17 protein-coding genes are annotated in these 20,070 nt (G+C 42.1%); 1 reads left to right on the top strand and 16 read right to left on the bottom strand.

Annotated features, from left to right (window positions below; all coding sequences use genetic code 11):
- Positions 1-167 precede the first annotated feature (167 nt).
- From cas2 to cas9, 3 genes are all read right to left on the bottom strand, one after another.
- Entirely contained in the window at positions 168-500 is a 333-nt protein-coding gene (gene cas2, locus K429_RS0102320) for a CRISPR-associated endonuclease Cas2 (RefSeq protein ID WP_007210088.1), read from the bottom strand.
- 1 nt (position 501) lies between these two features.
- Positions 502-1,431, bottom strand: coding sequence for a type II CRISPR-associated endonuclease Cas1 (cas1, locus tag K429_RS0102315; RefSeq protein WP_007210087.1), 930 nt, complete (start codon positions 1,429-1,431; stop codon positions 502-504).
- 704 nt (positions 1,432-2,135) lie between these two features.
- Positions 2,136-6,437, bottom strand: a complete 4,302-nt coding sequence (cas9, locus tag K429_RS0102310; protein WP_025725910.1) for a type II CRISPR RNA-guided endonuclease Cas9 — start codon at positions 6,435-6,437, stop codon at positions 2,136-2,138.
- Between the two features lie 196 nt (positions 6,438-6,633).
- Between cas9 and dnaG the strand changes: the two genes are divergently transcribed.
- Complete coding sequence (dnaG, locus tag K429_RS0102305; protein WP_025725909.1) at positions 6,634-8,718, top strand: DNA primase; 2,085 nt, start codon at positions 6,634-6,636, stop codon at positions 8,716-8,718.
- A 168-nt stretch (positions 8,719-8,886) separates the two neighbouring features.
- Here the strand turns inward: dnaG and folE are convergent, their stop codons facing one another.
- From folE to K429_RS0102240, 13 genes are all read right to left on the bottom strand, one after another.
- Positions 8,887-9,480, bottom strand: a complete 594-nt coding sequence (folE, locus tag K429_RS0102300) for a GTP cyclohydrolase I FolE (protein WP_007210082.1) — start codon at positions 9,478-9,480, stop codon at positions 8,887-8,889.
- Positions 9,481-9,490: 10 nt separating this feature from the next.
- Complete coding sequence (locus K429_RS0102295) at positions 9,491-9,946, bottom strand: SPOR domain-containing protein (RefSeq protein ID WP_007210081.1); 456 nt, start codon at positions 9,944-9,946, stop codon at positions 9,491-9,493.
- A gap of 102 nt (positions 9,947-10,048) precedes the next feature.
- A complete protein-coding gene (tpiA, locus tag K429_RS0102290) occupies positions 10,049-10,804 on the bottom strand; it encodes a triose-phosphate isomerase (RefSeq protein WP_025725908.1) in 756 nt (251 codons plus the stop codon).
- A gap of 54 nt (positions 10,805-10,858) precedes the next feature.
- Complete coding sequence (locus tag K429_RS0102285; RefSeq protein ID WP_025725907.1) at positions 10,859-12,199, bottom strand: BT_3928 family protein; 1,341 nt, start codon at positions 12,197-12,199, stop codon at positions 10,859-10,861.
- Positions 12,189-12,731 carry a DUF1599 domain-containing protein gene (locus K429_RS0102280; RefSeq protein WP_007210078.1) on the bottom strand — a complete coding sequence of 181 codons (543 nt, stop codon included), beginning with the start codon at positions 12,729-12,731 and terminating at the stop codon, positions 12,189-12,191. Before K429_RS0102280 ends, K429_RS0102285 begins: the two co-directional genes overlap by 11 nt.
- A gap of 105 nt (positions 12,732-12,836) precedes the next feature.
- Positions 12,837-13,706 carry a M23 family metallopeptidase gene (locus K429_RS0102275; protein WP_007210077.1) on the bottom strand — a complete coding sequence of 290 codons (870 nt, stop codon included), beginning with the start codon at positions 13,704-13,706 and terminating at the stop codon, positions 12,837-12,839.
- 201 nt (positions 13,707-13,907) lie between these two features.
- Positions 13,908-16,004: an ATP-dependent DNA helicase RecG gene (gene recG, locus K429_RS0102270; protein WP_007210076.1), complete on the bottom strand. Its 2,097-nt coding sequence runs from the start codon at positions 16,002-16,004 to the stop codon at positions 13,908-13,910.
- Positions 15,992-16,666 (bottom strand): 2-C-methyl-D-erythritol 4-phosphate cytidylyltransferase, encoded by a 675-nt coding sequence (locus K429_RS0102265; RefSeq protein WP_025725906.1) that lies wholly within the window; start codon positions 16,664-16,666, stop codon positions 15,992-15,994. Before K429_RS0102265 ends, recG begins: the two co-directional genes overlap by 13 nt.
- A gap of 20 nt (positions 16,667-16,686) precedes the next feature.
- A complete protein-coding gene (locus K429_RS0102260) occupies positions 16,687-17,235 on the bottom strand; it encodes a DJ-1 family glyoxalase III (protein ID WP_007210074.1) in 549 nt (182 codons plus the stop codon).
- Positions 17,236-17,249: 14 nt separating this feature from the next.
- A complete protein-coding gene (locus K429_RS0102255) occupies positions 17,250-18,077 on the bottom strand; it encodes a TonB family protein (RefSeq protein ID WP_007218805.1) in 828 nt (275 codons plus the stop codon).
- A 50-nt stretch (positions 18,078-18,127) separates the two neighbouring features.
- Positions 18,128-18,502 (bottom strand): biopolymer transporter ExbD, encoded by a 375-nt coding sequence (locus tag K429_RS0102250; RefSeq protein WP_007210072.1) that lies wholly within the window; start codon positions 18,500-18,502, stop codon positions 18,128-18,130.
- Between the two features lie 75 nt (positions 18,503-18,577).
- A complete protein-coding gene (locus K429_RS0102245) occupies positions 18,578-19,294 on the bottom strand; it encodes a MotA/TolQ/ExbB proton channel family protein (protein ID WP_025725904.1) in 717 nt (238 codons plus the stop codon).
- On the bottom strand, positions 19,294-20,007 hold the full coding sequence (locus K429_RS0102240; protein ID WP_025725903.1) for a pyridoxine 5'-phosphate synthase: 714 nt from the start codon (positions 20,005-20,007) through the stop codon (positions 19,294-19,296). Before K429_RS0102240 ends, K429_RS0102245 begins: the two co-directional genes overlap by 1 nt.
- Positions 20,008-20,070: the final 63 nt, after the last annotated feature.

Here is a 20,070-nt window from a genome sequence, read left to right as displayed (position 1 = left end):
CTCGCTCTTGCAGTTGTGATTTGCTTTCATTTTAGTATCTTTGAACCATAGGAAACAGTACAACCTACATTACAAATTGATTTTCAATTAGTTATAAACCATTTTTGAAATACAAAAACGATGCTGTTTTCAATTAAGAATCCCGCATTTAAGTGGGATTTCTTTTTCTAGAAAAGCTCTAATTGCTGACCGGGAGTATTTATATCCAAAGATTTTTTCCCATAAAACAACTCTATATTTCCAAATTGCTTATCTGTAATACACATAATTCCAACCTGCCCATGCTCCGGCAAGAAAGATTTAACTCTTTTTATATGAACTTCTGCATTCTCACTACTAGCACAATGACGAACATAAATAGAAAACTGAAACATAGTAAAGCCATCTTTCTGCAGATTCTTCTTAAAATCTACATATGCTTTCTTATCCCTCTTTGTTTCAGTAGGCAAATCAAATAATACAAGTACCCACATAATACGATATTCACTAAATCGGTTCATCTCACATTTCCGGATATAATATTCTACGCAATTCACCACTAAAGCATTTATACAAAGATGCAGTAGTTTGCCCCACCGCAACCATTAAAGGACTACGTTTACCAGAGATAATAACTTCTAGTGTAGGAATAGTAAGTAACTGAGCTTTTAACCCTTTCGTCAGTTCATTACAATTCATCCCCTCCTGCAATATTTTATAGACCAACTCATCAACATAGGGTCGATATGGCTCCATAATATCATCAGCCAGACAATAAGCATTATATCTATTATGATGATGTATTCCTAATGTAGGCAAAAGTCCACTGGCAACTAATCCACGTGCAACTACAGCTCTTAGAATCGCATATCCATAATTTAACAGATTATTAGGTGGAATCCCTTCCCTGTCTCTTGTAAACCCTTTTATTTTAAACAAATTTTTCCAATAATAGGCAGCTGCACGAGCTTCCAGATTATCAGAGTCCCCACTTTTCACATCAGCAGCCCATATAGTCATACACTTTACTTCTTCACCTGCGCATTTTTTCAATACAGCTGCTTGATTTTCAATCTTCATTCTTACAGTCTGTTGCCACAACTGTTTTATCAGAGGAAGAGAGGCATCCAACTGTTGACGAAACCGTTCATTTTGTGTCGTGTTTCCATATAAAGGAAGCATTAATCCAACCGGCATACTCTTACTGTCGCAAGTTATGATAGCACAATTGTTTTCAAGTAACGCTTCTAATACTCCTGAAGTAATAGTTATCTGCTTATTATCCAGTACTACTACACCAAGATCCTCTATTGGTTTAGTTACCTCTGATTGTTGTTTGAAGCCATCAGGTAAGGTGTCATTTTTCACAACCTCCGGCAATTTGATTACCAACTGTGCATTCCTCAAAGATAAATAAACAGGATTACCGAAATAAAGCGTTTTTTTAATCATAGTATTCTACTTTTTAAATTATCTACTACTCACTATCCGCTTCAAAAGACAATTGGGGCGGTTTTTCTCCTTTTCCTAAATTTGCTAAGAAGTTTCGAAAAGATATATTGCTTCTTCCTAACTCCTTCTCTGCTTGCTCATGAACTACTCTAGTTACATTACCTCCACGATTTACAACTTGCTTACTTTTTTAGATGTATTCAACTACTCTTTTGAGAGGATTTCCACTGTAACATGTTCGCCAAACATTGTGAAGACGGATAACTATACCACACGTCTGACAATCCAACCCTTAGGATAACCTTCTGCTCATAGAGTTCTTTCATATACTCTTGGGTAAGCTCTGACTTCTCTATCTCTTGCATACGTTCATCCCTCACCTGAGCTAGTCAAAGTTTAAAGTGTACTATTTTAGAAGAAATAGACTGTATAATACGAAATAATCCTTTATACATACTACTTAAATTTTGCTCTTTTTAACATCCTCTACTATCATTTGAACCGAGGTATAAAGTGTACCTTGGTTCAATGATAAACCTCGTCCCGTGAACACAATCGCTTTATATACTGTTTCAGATTAACACTATCAGTCAACGCCTCCGCCACATCGACAATTGAAAATTACCATTGTTACTCTTCTTCATTCCACGTAAAATGGATTTTCTTATCTTGAAACAACTAATATTATTCATTACCCTATATTTTTAATACTCACCAATCGATACTATTTGCCCAATATGATCAACTCTAACTTTCACTATTTTATCTAACCCTTTTGAACTACGAAAATCAGTCCATGTTATACCTTTTAGAGTTGAACTTGTATCTTTAATAGTAGTTTCCAAATGATGTCTAAAAACATAGTTTTTATAGGCAAACTTTTGTACCCTAAACAAATTAGGACTTATCAATGCATAATTCTCCGGATTCAACAAATCTACCTCTTTGGGATTGAATCCTGTCTTCTCATTGGGAAATACAAAATATTCATTTTGCTTCATACTAAACAGAAACTGCCATCCTTCAATTCTTCTATAATCCTTATCTATAATAGGTTGACCAAGGTTTGCCCGTGTCACCGCATCAAAGAAAGAAACCACTACTTCATCAAGTTCATACTTCGGATTACCTTCTTCATCAAGTACTATCTGTCCCACTTTGTCCAAGACAGGCTTTTTATAGATAGCCACATGATGATTGTTACCAGTATTCACAAAATCCACTGGGATTTTTCTTCCTTCTTTGCCCAAAATCAAGTTACCATCTTTATCTTTCTTTTCATGCAGCGATTGAGCATTGCTAATGCCTCGAATACTCACGCGTTTAATCGATATTCCTTTAGCTTCATTCAGCCATATTGGATTTTCATCCAAGTTGACGAATGCCTTTTTGGCATCTCCACCATACTCTTTTAGCCTTTTTTCCAAGACACTACGAATTTTCACATCTATCACCTTATCTATACTTAAATTGGGATCAATCGGCTTTCGTATAGTATAAACAGTTTCAAACTCTACCGTCTGTACTTTTTCCGGAACCATTTCTGTTTGATTCTCATCAAGATAGAGTGGATTCTTTTCCAATGTATTTTTACCAGTAAATGCTTTCTTTGGATCATTTCCAAAAGCCTCCAAACGTTTTAGTAAAGCATTCCGATAAGCAAGCTTACTTACAGTAGCAATCTTAGCAGCATCAAAAGCAGCATTCACCTTTTCTATTTTCGTGGCATATTGCCGATGACTTCCATAAACAGTTTCTAAATGTAGCTGTCCTCGCGGTGTTTGTTGCAGTTTCCTGTTTTCACCATTTTTGTTCTTTGTACGGTTTACATTAGAAGTAATTACCTTATTTTTAGCCTTGATAGATACCAACAAGTTTTCCAAATGGCGTTTCGCCTCGGCGCGAAATTGCGCCAAAGGCATGGGAGCAAGAGCCTTTCCATTTTCAAAGTAACGAGCCTTTATACCTGTAATATTAGCATGTTCCTTGGAGGCGGGCATCCAGGCAGCATTCTTATTATTATAGAATTGAATAAATACATCTTTTGTGAAAGCTACCGTCAGAGCATCCACCGCATGATGCCGATGGTCATTTCTCTTAGTCCAGTCCGTTATTTTTTTGATCTTTCTCCCATCTTTGTCCTCAAACATCTCTACCATACCAAGCTTTTCATATTTAGGCAGATTCAATTCTTTCATAAGATCCACAAGTTGCCAATCCTCACGCAATTTATCAGTTATGGAACCAGTAGTAGCCACCACTCTGCGACTAATTTCATTCAACATAGCAAAAGCTTTCTTGGAGATATACTGCGTATTCCGCAAATCCCGATCGATAAATCCTTCCGGAATATCTTTCTCTTCCATTTTTAATTTCCTAAGCTTTGTCCTTTTATCCTTGAATAAGGTCTCGCAACGATTGAGAAACTTCTCTAAACCATCATTTCCATATTTCTCTTTTACAAAATCATAAGCCGTCTTATTACCTTTTTCTATATTGATAGCCCTGTATTCCAAAGTTTTATTAGACAGTGAATCATCGAAAAGGCGAGCTTGCGGAATGACATGTTCAATATCAATCTCTTTACTGAATATTTTTTCTCTCGGAATATACTCATTAGAATACAAAGTCTTATACCCGTTATCTTTTAATTCTTCATAGAGTTTATAACGTATAATATCATTACGGCTAACATTCATCATGCCAAATTCTGTTCGCAGTAACTGACGGATTTCATCATGTTCACGAGTATTTCGTGCTATGGATTTTGTTAATTCTTCTCGTTCTTTAGCATTTTTCTTTAGTTCACGGGCTAGTTCCACACGAATTTCATCAGGTTTACCATAGGTATCAATGAGTGTATTAATCAGATTAACCATTTGGTTCAAAATCTTTTCAACCACAGGGTTACGCAGGCTATTCTTGGGAAGAATTTCCAATTTGTCCTTCAATATCTTATTTTCTATTTCATCTTTGGTCAATGAGGATTTGGAATGACGATACCCCGCATAGTCACATGCAACGTCATATTGATTACCTTCTTTCAAATAAGGTAGTATCTTTTTAATAGCCTTTGCACTCAGACTTCCGTAATCTTCTTGAAATGACACATTAGCAAGTTCTACAGCATACTCTTTTTCCACGTCACAAAGTTGCATAATTTTCTCAAGCAGTTTACCATTCCCAGTCGGTGTATTATCCCCCTCAAAAGAATACAATAAATGCCAAAGTCTGAAATAAGACTGCCTCTCAAGTTCTTTATCCTCTTTACTCAAATCAATAGAAAGTAGTTCTGTATTCCATCCTAAATTAGTGAATATGGTTTCCAGCTTTTCTATAATCTCATCTGCAGATTTCTTAAAATCCACAGGTTCATAACCATACTTCTCAATCATCTTGCTATATGCTGAGAAAAGAGCAAATCCTGTATGATTACCATCAATCTGCTTAAAATTCAGATCCAGTTCCTGGTAATTTTCGAACAACAGTTTCAGAACCTCAGCCTTTTTCATACTCTCTTTTACAAAAAGTTCCTTAGCTAGCAACTCTTTTTCTTCCTGATACAAAAACCGTTTTCCTTCTACGAGCAAAGCATCTTCCGAGTTATCAAACAATATAGAAGATTTATCCGCTTTCTTGCGTTTACTCTGTTTATCCCACGCAAAAACTTCAATATCATTCAAGGTCTGCCATATTTTGAACTCTTGGAATAACGGATGCGAACGGGGAATCACTCGGCAACCCACTGTCTTATTTTTTTTTCTGCCATCCTCTTCTACTACAACTTCTCGCTTCTCAAATTCGCAGAAACTTATTAATCCTTTTTGACTCTTCAGACGACGTTGATAAAAAATAATGATGTCACGAATTTCTTTCTTTAGTTCCACAGTCAACTCCTCATGAAACTCAGCCTGCTTCTCCCATATCCTGTCAAATTCATCCAAATAATCTTGCCGATAGAACACTCGGTTGCGTAAACTTACATTAGGGTCTTTTTCCAACTCAGACATCAAATACTGTCCAACCGTCTGACGATTGAAGTAAAGCTGCTTACTACGATCGCTGATTGCCCCCAGATAACCACTAGAAGCACTTATCTGACCATTGATTTCTTGTAGTACAATAGCAACTATTTCCGGATTTAGTTGTTCAGAAAGAGCTTGTACACGCCAACGATAATTTTCCAATTTTAATTCATTCCCTTTGGTATCTCGTTTAAGACCGACAAGCTTATACTCCTTTACTCTTTCTTCTGTCCTTGCCTCTTTCTCATTCCAAACAGCTTCTTTTTCTGACCAAACAAAGAACTTTACTAGAATGGCCCAAGTCTGACTACGATTTTTACCTCTAACTTCTTCTTTCACTGCATCACAAAATAATTCCGGATTAAACTGCTTTTGGAAGTTCCAAATCCTGTCAAACTCATTCTGTAAATCAGAACGATAAAAATCCGGTAGATTTTTTTTTCCAGCTTCAAGTATTTGTAGGCAGAGTTCCCCTGGGGTCAAGCCCTCTTCATAAAGTTTTCTAGCTACATCCATACCATCAATCAATACACCATCTTCACTTCCTTTGGCTTTTCGGCTACTTTTATAACCACGTTTCTTGTTAATCATCAGTAACACTCGAGCAAACTTCTCTAATGAAATTTCTTCAACTGCAGCTTTCGCTCTTAGACGATATGTTTCAAATGTTGTTTTATTACCATGTTCAGAAAGTAAAGTGCTATCTGTTATGAAACCGTGCTCTTTTAACACTTCAATGAGAGTGTCACGACGCAATTTATAACGTTGCAAATTACGACGCATACTTCTTTTAAGAGTTCTGTCAGCATTCGTGGTAATACTTTTTCCTTTTTCAAAATTCTGCATTTCATCCACTGTCAAAGGATTCACTCTTACACCAAGTTTGATAATAGACGATATTTCCTCAGTATTTTCAGCCTCATTGACCAATGCCCAACCAATGCTATTGCAACCTAAATCTAATCCTAATATTTTTTTCATGATATTATTTTGATGTTTTGTCAAATATAGTAAAAAACTTTCTATATTCTATTGCTTTTCCCAATTTATTTCATATATTTGTCAGACTAAAATGAAGCAAATCACAATAAGGATTATTCCGTTGTGAAAACATTAGGTTCCCTCGTCCTCAACGGGGGATTTTTTTTATCTTTGCATTCGCAAAAACAATTATCCAATGATAGACCAACCTACCATAGACAGAATTCTGGATGCCGCACAGATTGTAGACATTGTATCGGACTTCGTTACGTTGCGCAAGCGAGGTGTGAATTATGTAGGCTTGTGTCCATTCCATGATGACAAGACACCATCTTTCTATGTATCGCCTTCCAAAGGGTTGTGCAAATGCTTTTCCTGCGGTAAGGGTGGCAATGCGGTGCACTTCATTATGGAGCATGAGCAGATGAGTTACCCCGAAGCTCTGAAATATCTGGCAAAGAAATACGGTATCGAAATCAAGGAGCGCGAACTGTCCAGCGAAGAGAAGTTGATGCAGAGCGAACGTGAAAGTCTGTTCATCGTGAATAACTTTGCACGTGATTACTTCCAAAATATACTTAAAAACCATGTGGACGGACGTAGCATTGGTATGGCATACTTCCGTAATCGTGGTTTCCGGGATGATATCATCGAAAAGTTCCAGTTAGGTTATTGCACCGAAAGTCACGATGCCATGGCTCAGGAAGCCATAAAGAAGGGATTCAAGAAAGAATACCTTGTCAAGACAGGGCTTTGTTACGAAACGGACGATCACCGCTTGCGTGACCGTTTTTGGGGACGTGTTATTTTTCCGGTGCACACACTTTCCGGTAAGGTGGTCGCTTTTGGCGGGCGCGTGCTTAGCAGCGCGACGAAGGGAGTCAAGGTTAAATATGTCAATTCTCCCGAATCGGAAATCTATCATAAGAGTAGTGAACTGTATGGCATTTATTTTGCCAAACAAGCGATTGTGAAACAAGACCGTTGCTTCCTGGTGGAAGGATACACGGACGTTATTTCCATGCACCAGTCTGGTGTGGAGAATGTGGTAGCTTCTTCGGGTACAGCACTGACTCCGGGACAAATTAAGCTCATTCACCGCTTCACCAATAACATTACGGTACTCTATGACGGTGACGTGGCAGGTATCAAGGCTTCTCTCCGTGGTATCGACATGCTGCTGGAAGAAGGAATGAATATCAAGGTTTGCCTACTTCCCGACGGGGAAGATCCGGACTCCTTCGCACGCAAGCACAACGCTACGGAATTCCAGAAATTCATACAAGATAATGAAACTGACTTTATACGTTTCAAAACCAATCTTCTGCTGGAAGATGCAGGAAAAGATCCTATCAAGCGTGCTGAATTAATCGGTAATCTTGTACAAAGTATATCTATTATTCCTGAAGCAATTGTCCGCGATGTATATATTAAAGAATGTAGCCAACTGCTTCGTATAGAAGACAAGCTATTGGTTTCGGAAGTTGCCAAACGACGCGAAACGCAGGCTGAGAAGCAGGCGGAACAAAGAAACCGGGAAACAAGAAAGAATAATGCAGCCCGCGACGCTGCACAAGCACCGCTTCCCGACGGAATGCAACCACCCTACCCTGAAGACATGCCTCCTTATCCCATGGATAGAGAAATGCCTGACGGTGGTACACCGCTTCCACCGGAAGCTGCCGAATACGTATCTTATATCCCGCAAGAAGGAAAAGAAGGACAGGAATTCTACAAATACGAGCGCCTTATCCTGCAAATGGTAGTACGCTACGGAGAGAAAGTATTATGCAACGTTCCCGATGAGGAAGGGAAAGAAATTCCCATTACGGTAACGGAATACATAGTCAATGACTTAAAGGAGGATGAGCTGGCTTTCCACAACCCGCTGCACAGGCAGATGTTGACAGAAGCGGCAGAGCATATACATAATGAAGGATTCACCGCAGAACGGTATTTCCTGGCACATCCCGACCCTATTATCAGTAAACTAAGTACAGAGTTGATTGCCGATCGCTACCAACTGAGTAAGTATCACTCCAAAGCCCAAAGGTTAGTGACCGACGAGGAACGCCTATTTGAATTGGTGCCTACGCTCATGATTAATTTCAAGTTCGCCATCATCAGTGAAGAAATGAAACACATGATGTATGCCTTGCAAGACCCTGCCGTAGCCAATGATGAAGAACAATGTACCTCTATCATGAAACGCTACTCAGAACTGCGTGAGATCAAAAGTATTATGGCCAAACGGTTGGGAGACAGAGTTGTACTCGGTTAAATCACCTTACTCCTAATGAGAACGATAGTTCCCTCATGCAGAAACGACAGTTTCCCCTAATGAGAACGACGGTTTCTCCTAAAGGGAACGCGCGTTTCCTTTAATGGAAACAACAATTTCCCTTCATGGGAACTGCAGTTTCCTTTCATGAAATAACGTACGGGACTGTTATGTAAATGAATTCTGACGAATGAGATTCATAAACTCTTCACGAGTCTTTGCCTGATTGAAAGCACCTGTAAAATCGGAAGTGGTCGTTATGGAATTTTGCTTTTCAACCCCACGCATCTGCATACACATGTGCTTGGCTTCCACAACCACCATTACACCCAGAGGATTCAGTGTTTCCTGGATACATTCTTTAATCTGGAGCGTCATGCGTTCCTGCACCTGAAGGCGATGGGAGAAGATGTCCACTACACGGGCAATCTTGCTCAGCCCTGTAATGTAACCATTGGGGATATAAGCCACGTGTGCTTTTCCGTAGAACGGAAGCATGTGGTGTTCGCAAAGTGAGAAGAAATCAATGTCTTTCACAATCACCATCTGACTGTATTCTTCCTTGAACTTGGCAGAGCGGAGCACTTCGTGCGGGTCCATGAAATAGCCTTTTGTCAAACTCAGCATAGCCTTTGCTACACGTTCGGGGGTTTTCAGTAGTCCTTCGCGTTCGGCATCTTCGCCCAATAAAGTTATAATACGCTGATAGTGTTCTTTTAGTTCATCCAGTGCAGGAGATACGATTTCTTCTTTTCCTAACATGAGTAAGTTTTTATAAGGGGATGTTTATCTGCTCTTTCACAATAGAAACTTCTTTGAATACGCCTGTAGCACGCAACTGGCGCATCATGGCATCTGCTTCTTCAATACTGCGGAAGTCTCCTACACGGCACAGCCAGCGGGGAGAGTTGAAAGAGGTATAAACAGAAAGTTCCGGGAAATATTCTTTGATTCGTGAGCCCACAGCGTGAGCTTCGTTCTTGGCTCTACTGGTATTGTTTCCGGCATACACCTGTACACGGAAACCCTGACTTTTAAGCACTCTGTTCTCCGTTCCGTTGGGGATATATTCCTGACCTATCAAGGCCTCGATGCGGGCATCCTGATGGATGGTTACCTTACCCTGTCCCGGCACATTGCGTTCCAAACTCTTCACAATGTTATTCTGCGCCGAAGCAAAAGCGGCGAAAGCAAAGCATGCAATTAAAAGTAAACCAAGCTTCTTCATAATGAATAATATAATAATAGACGATTGATAATATGATTATAGAGACTGATAACCGACAACCGGCACTTCACCGGTTATCAATTATCAGTCTTCCATTATCTATTAATTAAAAGCATCAATGATACCTTTGAAGTCTGCTACCTTCAGAGCTGCACCACCGATCAAGCCGCCATCAACGTCAGGATTAGCGAACAATTCCTTAGCGTTAGACGGTTTAGCGCTACCACCGTAAAGGATAGAGCAGTTGTCAGCAACTTCCTTACCGTACTTGTCAGCAACTAATGAACGGATGAAAGCGTGGATTTCCTGAGCCTGGTCGGGAGTAGCAGTTTTACCTGTACCGATAGCCCAAACCGGTTCGTAAGCCAATACGATCTTAGAAAAATCTTCAGCAGACAGGGAGAATACAGAAGCCAACTGAGCGGCAACTACTTCATTCTGCTTGTTAGCTTCGCGTTCTTCCAACACTTCACCGATACAGAAGATCGGAGTCAGGCCATTAGCCAAAGCCAATTTAACTTTTTCTTCCAGGATGGCAACTGTTTCGCCATAGTAAGCACGACGTTCTGAGTGACCCAGGATTACATATTTAGCACCTGTAGAAGCAACCATAGCAGCTGAAACTTCACCAGTGTAAGCACCTGATTCTTTATCAGCACAGTTTTCAGCACCTACGCCAATCTTAGCAGGGTCTACCAACGGAGTAACCGATGCCAGGTGGATAAAAGGAGTACAGATGACTACATCACAGTTAGGCTTTTCGTTAGCCAATACTTCATTCAGTTCTTTTGCAAGAGCAATACCCTCCTGAAGGGTTTTGTTCATTTTCCAGTTTCCTGCAACAATGTTTTTTCTCATTTTGTTTTTTATTTATTAAAAGGGTTAATGTATTTTTAATTTATAATTTGTGGTTTATGGCTGAGAAAGCTCTTGCTTATCACCCATCACTCCATCGCTAATCACTTTATTTTTCGCTCTCTTCTTTTCCCTGCGCTTCACAACCAGAATATCCACGCCGATAACCATCAGCAACGGAATGATAAACCACAAAAGAACGTAACCAATCGTGCGCAAATCACTTTCTTGTTTCTGCTGACCGAGTTCCAGTTTATCCAGACTATCCGTCAGCACGTATTCATCCGGCAAGCTGTTATCACTCCACTTATTCAGAATGACACCATCCTTTATCAGCATCAGTCCGGGATTGGAACGAATAATGGTCTTCAAAGTGATGTCGTCCATCTGGCAGAAAGGATATTCTGCACCGGTCTTGTCACGCCACAACTCTATTTGTTCCTCCGGCGAAGAAGTCAGGGCATAAAAGCCGTACCCATGCTCCACACTATAATCATAGATCTCGTTAATAAGGTCTATATTGCTATCGTCAGCATTTTCAATACGATGAGCTACTAACAGGAATGTATATCCCTTATCTGATAAAATGCTATCGGTCAAATCCTCTCCGGTTTCCAGACTTACAATAGAGAAGTCGTGAATCGGAGGCTCGTATCCTTTTTCCTTCAACACCGTACGTGTTTCAACAAACGTCCATGTGCTATCCGGGTAATTATCCAGTGTAAATTCCTGCTTTTTTCCGTCCTTCTCCAGAATGAACTTGCTCTCAAACACACTGGGTTTTGCTCCTTCGGGTATTTCCATGCCTTCTTTGATATTCTTTCCGATTTTGTAAGGACGGAAATCAAGGATGGGCAGATTGTCCAGACAATAGAACGAAAGCACAAATACGAAAAAGAACGTATACATAGAAACCATCCATGCCATCTTTGCCGTAATAAAGCGAATGATTTGTTTTCCACCTTTGAAGACAGATACGGCTGCAATAAACAATACCACATTCTTACCAAACGTTTCCCAGTTTGTCAACACCCATGCATCACCGAAACAACCACAATCGGACACTGGATTCGCTAATGCCAGATACAGTGTCAGCGGTGTCATCACGATCATCAGCAACAATGCCAGAGTCGTAGCAAACCGCCGCCGTATACCGAAGAACAGGAATACTCCCACGGAGAATTCCAACGCCGACAATACGATGGCAAACAGTAGCTGCAAATATGTAGGAAACCACGCGGCCATTCCGAAAGCCGTCAGATAATCCTGAATCTTATAAAAAGAGCCTAACGGATCGACTGCCTTCACAAAGCCGGAAAAGATGAATACCGCCGCCAATAAAAAACGGCAAACATTCACCCAGCTCTTCCAGATTATATGTTTCTGTTTAGTCTCCAAATTCAATCTTAATCAAACCGAATACGGAATAATTAATCATGTCCATATAATTAGCATCCACTCCTTCCGAAACCAAAGTCTGTCCTGACAGGCTTTCAATCTGTTTCGTACGGTAGATTTTCATCAATATCAGATCAGTGTATGAACTGACACGCATGCTGCGCCATGCCTCATCGTAATCATGATTCTTAGCAAGCATCAGATCCAATGAAGTTTTAGCATATTTGTCATACAACGCCATTGCTTCTTCATTCGTGATATCGGCTGATTCCGCATATCCCAGTTCCAACTGTATCAATCCGACAATACCATAGTTGACTATCGCAATGAACTCGGAACGTATTCCTTCGTCCACCAACGTCACTCCTTTGGTTTCAATACTCCTGATACGATTGGCTTTAATGAATATCTGGTCAGTCACGGAAGCCGGACGGAGAATACGCCATGCCGGACCGTAATCATGTAGTTTCTTGGAGAACAAATCACGACAGATGGCAATGACATGCTCAAATTGTTGTTTGGTATCTTTCATTTCCTTACAAATTGGTTGCAAAGGTAGGAATAATTAAAGAAAAAAGAAAAGAGGGCACTCTAAATTATATTAAAGTGCCCTCTTCTTTATGGGTTTATTGATATCTTACGAACAACGTAATACCTGTCCCGGACGTAAGATTGTTTTCCGTGTAATGCGATTCAACTGACAGAGCTTGTCAATAGATACTCCCTGACGGGATGCAATCTTAGACAATGTATCACCACTCTTCACTTTATAGAACAAACCTTCACCGGAAGCCATGCTGCGAGCAGTTCCTTTTGAAGTCTTGGTCTTAGTAAAAGTATAATGATCAGCAACAACGTCTTGCTTTTCAAAGTCGAACATTAAAGCGGGGTCGATAGGAATTCCCAGGAAACGGGTTTCAAAGTGAAGATGCGAACCGGTAGAACGTCCCGTATTGCCACCTAAAGCGATAGGTTCTCCGGCTTTAACCAATTGATTAATTTCTACGATCTGTTTGGACAAGTGTCCGTAAACAGTTTCCAGTCCATTGTCATGACGAATAACGATATACTTACCATAGCCACGGCGTCCCTGATTCTTTACTACGCGTACTTTACCATCGAAAGCAGCTCGAATCGTATCACCGATGAATACTTTAACATCCAAGCCATAGTGCATCCTGCGTCTTCTGGGGCGATAACCGAATACATCGGTAATCTTCGTATGCGTGGTAGGCATACAGAAACCTGTCAGGTCCACTTTATAGCTTTCAGGAACGATAGCATCGCCATAAGCTTGTACATACTCATTGTTCCAAGTCGGATATAGACTTAGACCTGGATAAGCAGATTGTTCAGCACGTATCTGTTTCTGTAAAGCCAACGAGTCAACGCTCTTTAGTTTCCTGTCGATGGGGGCTTGTCGGGCAATCAAATCCTGAGAAAAAGAATTCAGGCTGACCATTGCCGTCGCAGCTATTAGGATCGTTTTAATGCAATTGAAATTCATTCCGTTTCGTCATTCTTTTAAAAAATTCTCCCAAAGGTAGTATTTCTTCTCTAAATGAAAAGGCTGTTCTTAACTATTTTTTCGGTAAGGGACTAAAAGGTACATATTAAATCACCTCCTAACTCCCTGTATATCGGCAAGATAAGGACCAACATGTTTTACAACATAAAAATACAAATAAAGTGTATGTTTAACCGTTATTCAACTAATGGAAGCCCAGTTAACGTTAGTTTTCCGAAGTGCCTTTAGCTGGCGCCACAGGATTTCATTCTCCGGACGAATACCGGTAGGATCAGCATCCACCACTTCTTCAGCAACATTGCGCACATATTGCAGCAGTTGTCCATCGCGCGCTATATCGGCAATTTTCAGGTCGAAGGCAATACCGCTTTGCTGTGTGCCTTCCAAATCACCGGGACCTCGTAGCTTCAGATCGGCTTCAGCTATTTCAAAGCCGTCATTTGTCCGTACCATAATTTCTAGGCGCTTGCGGGTTTCCTCGACCAACTTGTATCCGGTCACTAAAATACAATAAGATTGTTCTGCTCCACGACCTACACGACCACGCAACTGATGGAGCTGTGACAAACCGAAGCGCTCTGCATTCTCAATAATCATCACGGAAGCATTCGGTACATTTACGCCGACCTCAATCACAGTAGTCGCTACCATTATCTGTGCTTCGCCCGAAACAAAAAGCTGCATCTGCGCATCCTTCTCAGCTGCTTTCATCTTGCCATGCACTTTGCAGACTTTACAATCCGGAAATTCCTCACAAATATGGAGGTAGCCTTCTTCCAGGTTCTTCAAATCGATTTTCTCACTTTCCTTAATCAAAGGATATACAATATATACCTGTCTGCCCTCTGCAATCTGCCTATGGACGGATTGGTACAAGCTTACACGGTGCGCATCATATTTATGAATGGTCACAATAGGTTTACGTCCCGGCGGCAGTTCATCAATGACGGAAACATCGAGATCACCGTATAATGTCATGGCCAGCGTACGCGGAATAGGGGTAGCTGTCATGACTAGTACATGAGGGGGCTGTGCATTCTTAGTCCATAAACGTGCGCGTTGTGCCACACCGAAACGGTGCTGTTCATCTATCACGACCAGCCCCAGTGAAGAGAAATTCACGGTATCCTCTATCACGGCATGCGTACCGATCAGTATTCGTACATCTCCTGTCAACAGACCGGTGAGAATGGCTTCCCGCTTTTTTCCTTTCACAGAACCGGTTAGCAATTCCACACGTATATCCATTCCGTACAACAACTCGCGGATTGTTTCAAAATGCTGGTTAGCCAGAATCTCGGTAGGCGCCATCATACAAGCCTGGTAACCGTTATCCAACGCTATCAGCATACTCATCAGTGCCACCAACGTTTTTCCACTACCTACATCCCCTTGCAACAGACGGTTCATTTGCTTACCGCTCCCCACATCCCGGCGTATTTCTTTCAGTACACGCTTCTGGGCACCGGTCAGTTCGAAAGGCAGATTCTTGGCATAGAAAGTATTGAATATCTCTCCTACCGTTTCAAATACATATCCACGGTATTTCCGTTGCCTGTCTTTGGCATAGCGGAGAATATTCAACTGTACATAAAAAAGTTCTTCAAACTTCAAGCGATATTGCGCTTTACGAAGCAATTCCGGATTTGCCGGAAAATGAATATTCATCAAGGCTTCCGTCAGCGGCATCAAATGATGTTCTGTCAATATAGCGGGAGAAAGCGTTTCGGGCAGCGGTTCGCGGAGTTGCTGCACTACGGCGCTCATCATCTTCTCTATTGCATGAGAATTGAGGGAACTCCGCTTCATTTTCTCCGTTGTATTATAATAAGGTTGCAATCCCATTGTCGAGAGCTTCAGTTCCGAAGCATTATCGATATCCGGATGAGCAATGTTAATCCGTCCGTTGAAGACGCTGGGTTTACCAAATACAATATATTCCTGATGTACCTTATACTTACCGACGAGAAATTTAATTCCCTGAAACCAGACTAAATCCACAATCCCCGTACCATCCGAGAAATGGGCAATCAGACGGCGCTGCCTACCTTCTCCAATCGTCTCAAAGCCCAGGATTTCGCCTTTCAACTGGATATAAGGCATCGTACCGTCTATCTCATGGATATAATAGATACGGCTACGGTCTACATATTTATAGGGGAAATAATACAATAAGTCGTGAAGGGAATAGATATTCAATTCCTTATTGAGTACTGAGGCACGTTGCGGCCCTACACCCGACAGGTATTTTATGTCACGAGAAGCTAAATCAAACATGAATCCAACAAAGCAGCAGCTATTTTCAAATCAAAGGGAGTCGTAATTTTAATGTTTTCCCGATTACCTGCCGCGAGGTATACAGATACTCCCATCGCTTCCACTACCGAAGCGTCGTCCGTAAAGAAAGAAGTATAAGGTTGTTCATAGGCCTGTTTCAGTAAATCGGCATCAAACACCTGGGGGGTCTGTACCAATTTATACTCATCCCGGCTGACGGTCACGCTTTCTTCTCCTTTAAGATGGCGTACAGTCTCCACCACATCTATCACGGGAATCACCGCCTTTTTTTCGGCAGCCAATTCATAACAACGGGCTATGACTTCCTGGGAAACAAACGGGCGTACCCCATCATGGACACCAACCAATCCCGGAGTAGTAACATAAGCCAATCCATTCTTTACCGAATGGAAGCGAGTTTCACCTCCGTCCGCCACTGTATGCGGCAAAGAAAAAGAATGCTCCGCACATAGCTCTGTCCAATAAGACTGCTGGCTATGCGGGAGCACTAATATTATATGTATCTCCGGATTGTAGGCATAAAAGGCTTCCAAAGTACGCATCAAAACAGGTTTTCCACCTATAGGCAGAAACTGTTTGGGAAGTTCGCCTCCCATGCGCAACCCTTTACCACCGGCAACTATCAGAGCATACTCCATCAATTAAAAATTAAAAATGAAAGTTAGATGACGCACATTGCCTCTTTCAATTCCTGTACCTTCTCTTTTCCGAGCATCATATCTACAACCGTCAGAGCAAATTCCATCGCAGCACCCGGTCCTTTTCCGGTAATGATGTTACCGTCTCTTTCCACCGGAGCACCTGTACATTCAGCCCCTTCCAGGTATTGCTCGAAGCCGGGATAGCAAGTTGCCTTGCGGCCTTTCAGCAAGCCAAGCTTACCCAATATCATAGGAGCGGCACAAATGGCAGCAATCGGTTTATTCTTTTCAGCAAAATCCAAGACCAGTTTCCGAAGTTCCGGGCACTTCTCCAAAGTAGCAGCTCCGGGCATTCCACCGGGTAAAAGAACTAAATCTGCGTCATAGAAATCACAGTTCACTACATTCTTATCGCAAAGCACCGGTACATCATGTGCACCTGTTACTATCTCATCGGGAGTCACCGTTATCATTTCCACGTTCAGCCCTGCACGTCTCATTACATCCACAGAGGTGAAAGCTTCCACTTCTTCAAATCCGTCTGCAAAAAAAACATAAACTGTACCCATAATTGTTCTCCTTATTATTTTAGTTTAAAGTAATATGTTATCGTTCCTGTCTGGTTATTCAAACCGCTTACAGCATTGAAACGCGCTTTCTTAGCAGCATCTTCAGCTGCCTTCCGCAAGGCAGAATTTATGGTATTGGTCTTCCGGTCAATACTGGTAGCAATAACATGTCCTGCCGGATTTACAGTAATAGAAACCACCACAATCCCTTCATCCTGCACATTATATGCCGGACGCGGCAAACCACCTTGTCCTATAGAACGTCCGCCGAGGTCAAAAGTTCCGTAACCTCCCGTTCCGCTCGACGCACCTTCCGGCGCATTTCCGGTGGGACTTCCCTGGATACCTGTTCCCTCAGTCGTACCTTTGCTTCCCATTTGTGCTCCTTTTCCGAAGGCACCTGCCACCCTCTTACGGGCAGCTTCTTCCGCCTCCCTGCGTTCCCGCTCGGCTTTAGCTTCCGCCAACTTCCGGGCTTCTTCCGCTTTCTCGGCTTCCGTCTTCTCCGGCTTTTCCGGCTTCTTCTTTACCTCTTCCTTTTTAGGTTCCGCTTTGGGCTTGATAACAACGGTTTCTTCATCCTCCTGGGTAAGCATCTCCTGTTCTACCGTCTCCTGCACTTTAGGGGCAACGGTCTCAGGCATCACATCCACTTTCACCAAAGAGGGATCAGCACTTCCAAATGCATTGGGCACTTCACCCAGCATTACCGGCATACCGTCTTCATCCTGCTGCTCCGGCAAAGCGAAGCCAACCAGTATCAACAGGAGAATGAACGCTACATGTACCAGCAGCGCACCTACCATTCCTATATATTTGCCTTTCTTCTTCGGATCCACCATTGCCATTTACTATTTAACCATTTACAATGTACAATTTACCCATCGTACATTTATTTCCCTTCAGGCGGGCGTGTAGCCAGCACCATCTTGAACTTATTCTCATTGGCAATATTCAGCACTTTCACGATTTCCCTGTAAGGCACAGCTTCATCAGCATAAAGCGCCACATACATTTCCGGTTCTTTCGCAGCGCACGATTGCAGGAAAGGAGTCAATTCTTCCAAAGAAATCGCCTGCTCCTTATCATTTCCAAACGCCGCATAAAAATTCAGGTCCTTATCGATAATCACTCGCGTCAAGGGCTTAGCCGACGTCTGCTGTTTTCCCTGCGGAAGCAACACCTTGATAGCGTTCGGCGAAACAACCGTAGACGTGATCATAAAAAAGATCAGCAACAGAAAGATGACGTCCGTCATGGATGCCATACTGAAATTGGGCGATATTTTAGCTCTACGTTGTAGCACGCTTAGTTCAATTATTAATTACTAATTATTAATTATTTAGGAAGCGGGTTCATTCAAGAGGTCCATGAATGCCATGGTTTTAGCCTCCATCTTATTCACCACGCCGTCTACCAGAGTCACGAGGTAGTTATAGGCAAACATCGCAATAATACCCACGATCAAACCACCTACCGTAGTGATCATAGCTTCGTAGATACCGCCCGAGAGCAATGTAATATCGATGTTGTTACCTGCATTGGCCATTTCGTAGAAAGCACGCACCATACCGGTCACCGTACCGAGGAAACCAATCATCGGCGCACCTCCGGAGATGGTTGCCATAATCGTCAATCCTTTTTCCAGTTTCGCTACCTCAATGTTTCCCACATTCTCAATGGCAGCCTGCACATCATTCACCGGACGTCCCAAACGGCTGATACCTTTTTCAATCATACGGGCAGCCGGAGTATTTACGCTGCGGCAATAAGCTATGGCAGCTTTTATTTCTCCATCCAGGATATAATCCTTTATCTTATCCATGAACATCGGATCCTCTTTGCCGGCCTTCCTGATCACATAGTTGCGTTCGAACAAGATGTAGAAGCAAAGAATGGACAGCAGTCCAAGAACGATCATAATCCAACCACCCTTGATAGCCATGCTCCATAAATTCATCTCTTCAGGACCAGCTACCGGAGTTAATACCGGATTGGCGCCCGCAATAGAATCGGTCAGCGCCGGAGCCACTTGGGCTAATAACAACATTGCATTCATCAACGAAGACAGTTTTTATATTCCTGAATGGTACGTTCCAATCCCAGATACAGAGCATCGCTTATCAGCGAGTGTCCGATAGAGACTTCATCCATCCATGGAATGTTTTGATATAAATAATTCAGATTCACCAAACTCAGGTCATGTCCGGCATTCAGACCCAGCCCCAGACTACGTGCCACTTTGGCGGCTTCTACAAAAGGCGCAACGGCGGCTTCCTTATTCTGCGGATAAGCGGTCGCATAGGGTTCGGTATAGAGTTCCACCCGGTCGGCACCAGCTTTAGCAGCATACTCTATCATCTCCGCATCCGCCGATACAAATACGGAAGTACGGATGCCTGCATCATTAAATGTTTCGAGTACTTCGGTCAGAAATTCCAGATTCTGCTTGGTATCCCAGCCTGCATTAGAAGTCAGTTGAGTCGGACTATCCGGAACCAGAGTCACCTGATGCGGCTTCACTTTCAATACCAGATCAATAAATTCGGGGGCGGGATATCCTTCGATATTAAATTCAGTACGAAGCAACGGGCGAAGATCATATACATCCCTCTGGCGTATATGACGTTCATCAGGGCGTGGATGTACGGTAATTCCTTCCGCACCAAAGCTTTCACAATCCAGTGCTACTTTCACCACATTAGGGACATCCCCTCCACGCGCATTACGCAACGTCGCAATCTTGTTTATGTTTACACTTAATCTAGTCATAATTCGGATCATAGTTTGCCGCAAATGTACAAATAATAGCGATACATTGGCAGCGTTCTGAGA

It is taken from the genome of Bacteroides sp. 14(A) (assembly GCF_000526555.1).
Taxonomy (GTDB): Bacteria; Bacteroidota; Bacteroidia; order Bacteroidales; family Bacteroidaceae; genus Bacteroides; species Bacteroides cellulosilyticus.
The sequence above is the reverse complement of the archived record's forward strand: the minus strand, read 5'-3'. Positions and strand labels throughout refer to the sequence as shown.

Bases quoted from the DNA above. Each gene is read 5' to 3' on its own strand.
- K429_RS0102250 (WP_007210072.1), bottom strand. From the start codon at position 18,502: ATGGCATCCATGACGGACGTCATCTTTCTGTTGCTGATCTTTTTTATG.
- K429_RS0102245 (WP_025725904.1), bottom strand. From the start codon at position 19,294: ATGAATGCAATGTTGTTATTAGCCCAAGTGGCTCCGGCGCTGACCGAT.
- K429_RS0102295 (WP_007210081.1), bottom strand. From the start codon at position 9,946: ATGAAGAAGCTTGGTTTACTTTTAATTGCATGCTTTGCTTTCGCCGCT.
- dnaG (WP_025725909.1), top strand. From the start codon at position 6,634: ATGATAGACCAACCTACCATAGACAGAATTCTGGATGCCGCACAGATT.
- folE (WP_007210082.1), bottom strand. From the start codon at position 9,480: ATGTTAGGAAAAGAAGAAATCGTATCTCCTGCACTGGATGAACTAAAA.
- K429_RS0102280 (WP_007210078.1), bottom strand. From the start codon at position 12,731: ATGAAAGATACCAAACAACAATTTGAGCATGTCATTGCCATCTGTCGT.
- K429_RS0102275 (WP_007210077.1), bottom strand. From the start codon at position 13,706: ATGAATTTCAATTGCATTAAAACGATCCTAATAGCTGCGACGGCAATG.
- K429_RS0102260 (WP_007210074.1), bottom strand. From the start codon at position 17,235: ATGGGTACAGTTTATGTTTTTTTTGCAGACGGATTTGAAGAAGTGGAA.
- cas2 (WP_007210088.1), bottom strand. From the start codon at position 500: ATGAACCGATTTAGTGAATATCGTATTATGTGGGTACTTGTATTATTT.
- K429_RS0102240 (WP_025725903.1), bottom strand. From the start codon at position 20,007: ATGACTAGATTAAGTGTAAACATAAACAAGATTGCGACGTTGCGTAAT.
- cas1 (WP_007210087.1), bottom strand. From the start codon at position 1,431: ATGATTAAAAAAACGCTTTATTTCGGTAATCCTGTTTATTTATCTTTG.
- tpiA (WP_025725908.1), bottom strand. From the start codon at position 10,804: ATGAGAAAAAACATTGTTGCAGGAAACTGGAAAATGAACAAAACCCTT.
- recG (WP_007210076.1), bottom strand. From the start codon at position 16,004: ATGTTTGATTTAGCTTCTCGTGACATAAAATACCTGTCGGGTGTAGGG.
- cas9 (WP_025725910.1), bottom strand. From the start codon at position 6,437: ATGAAAAAAATATTAGGATTAGATTTAGGTTGCAATAGCATTGGTTGG.
- K429_RS0102255 (WP_007218805.1), bottom strand. From the start codon at position 18,077: ATGGTGGATCCGAAGAAGAAAGGCAAATATATAGGAATGGTAGGTGCG.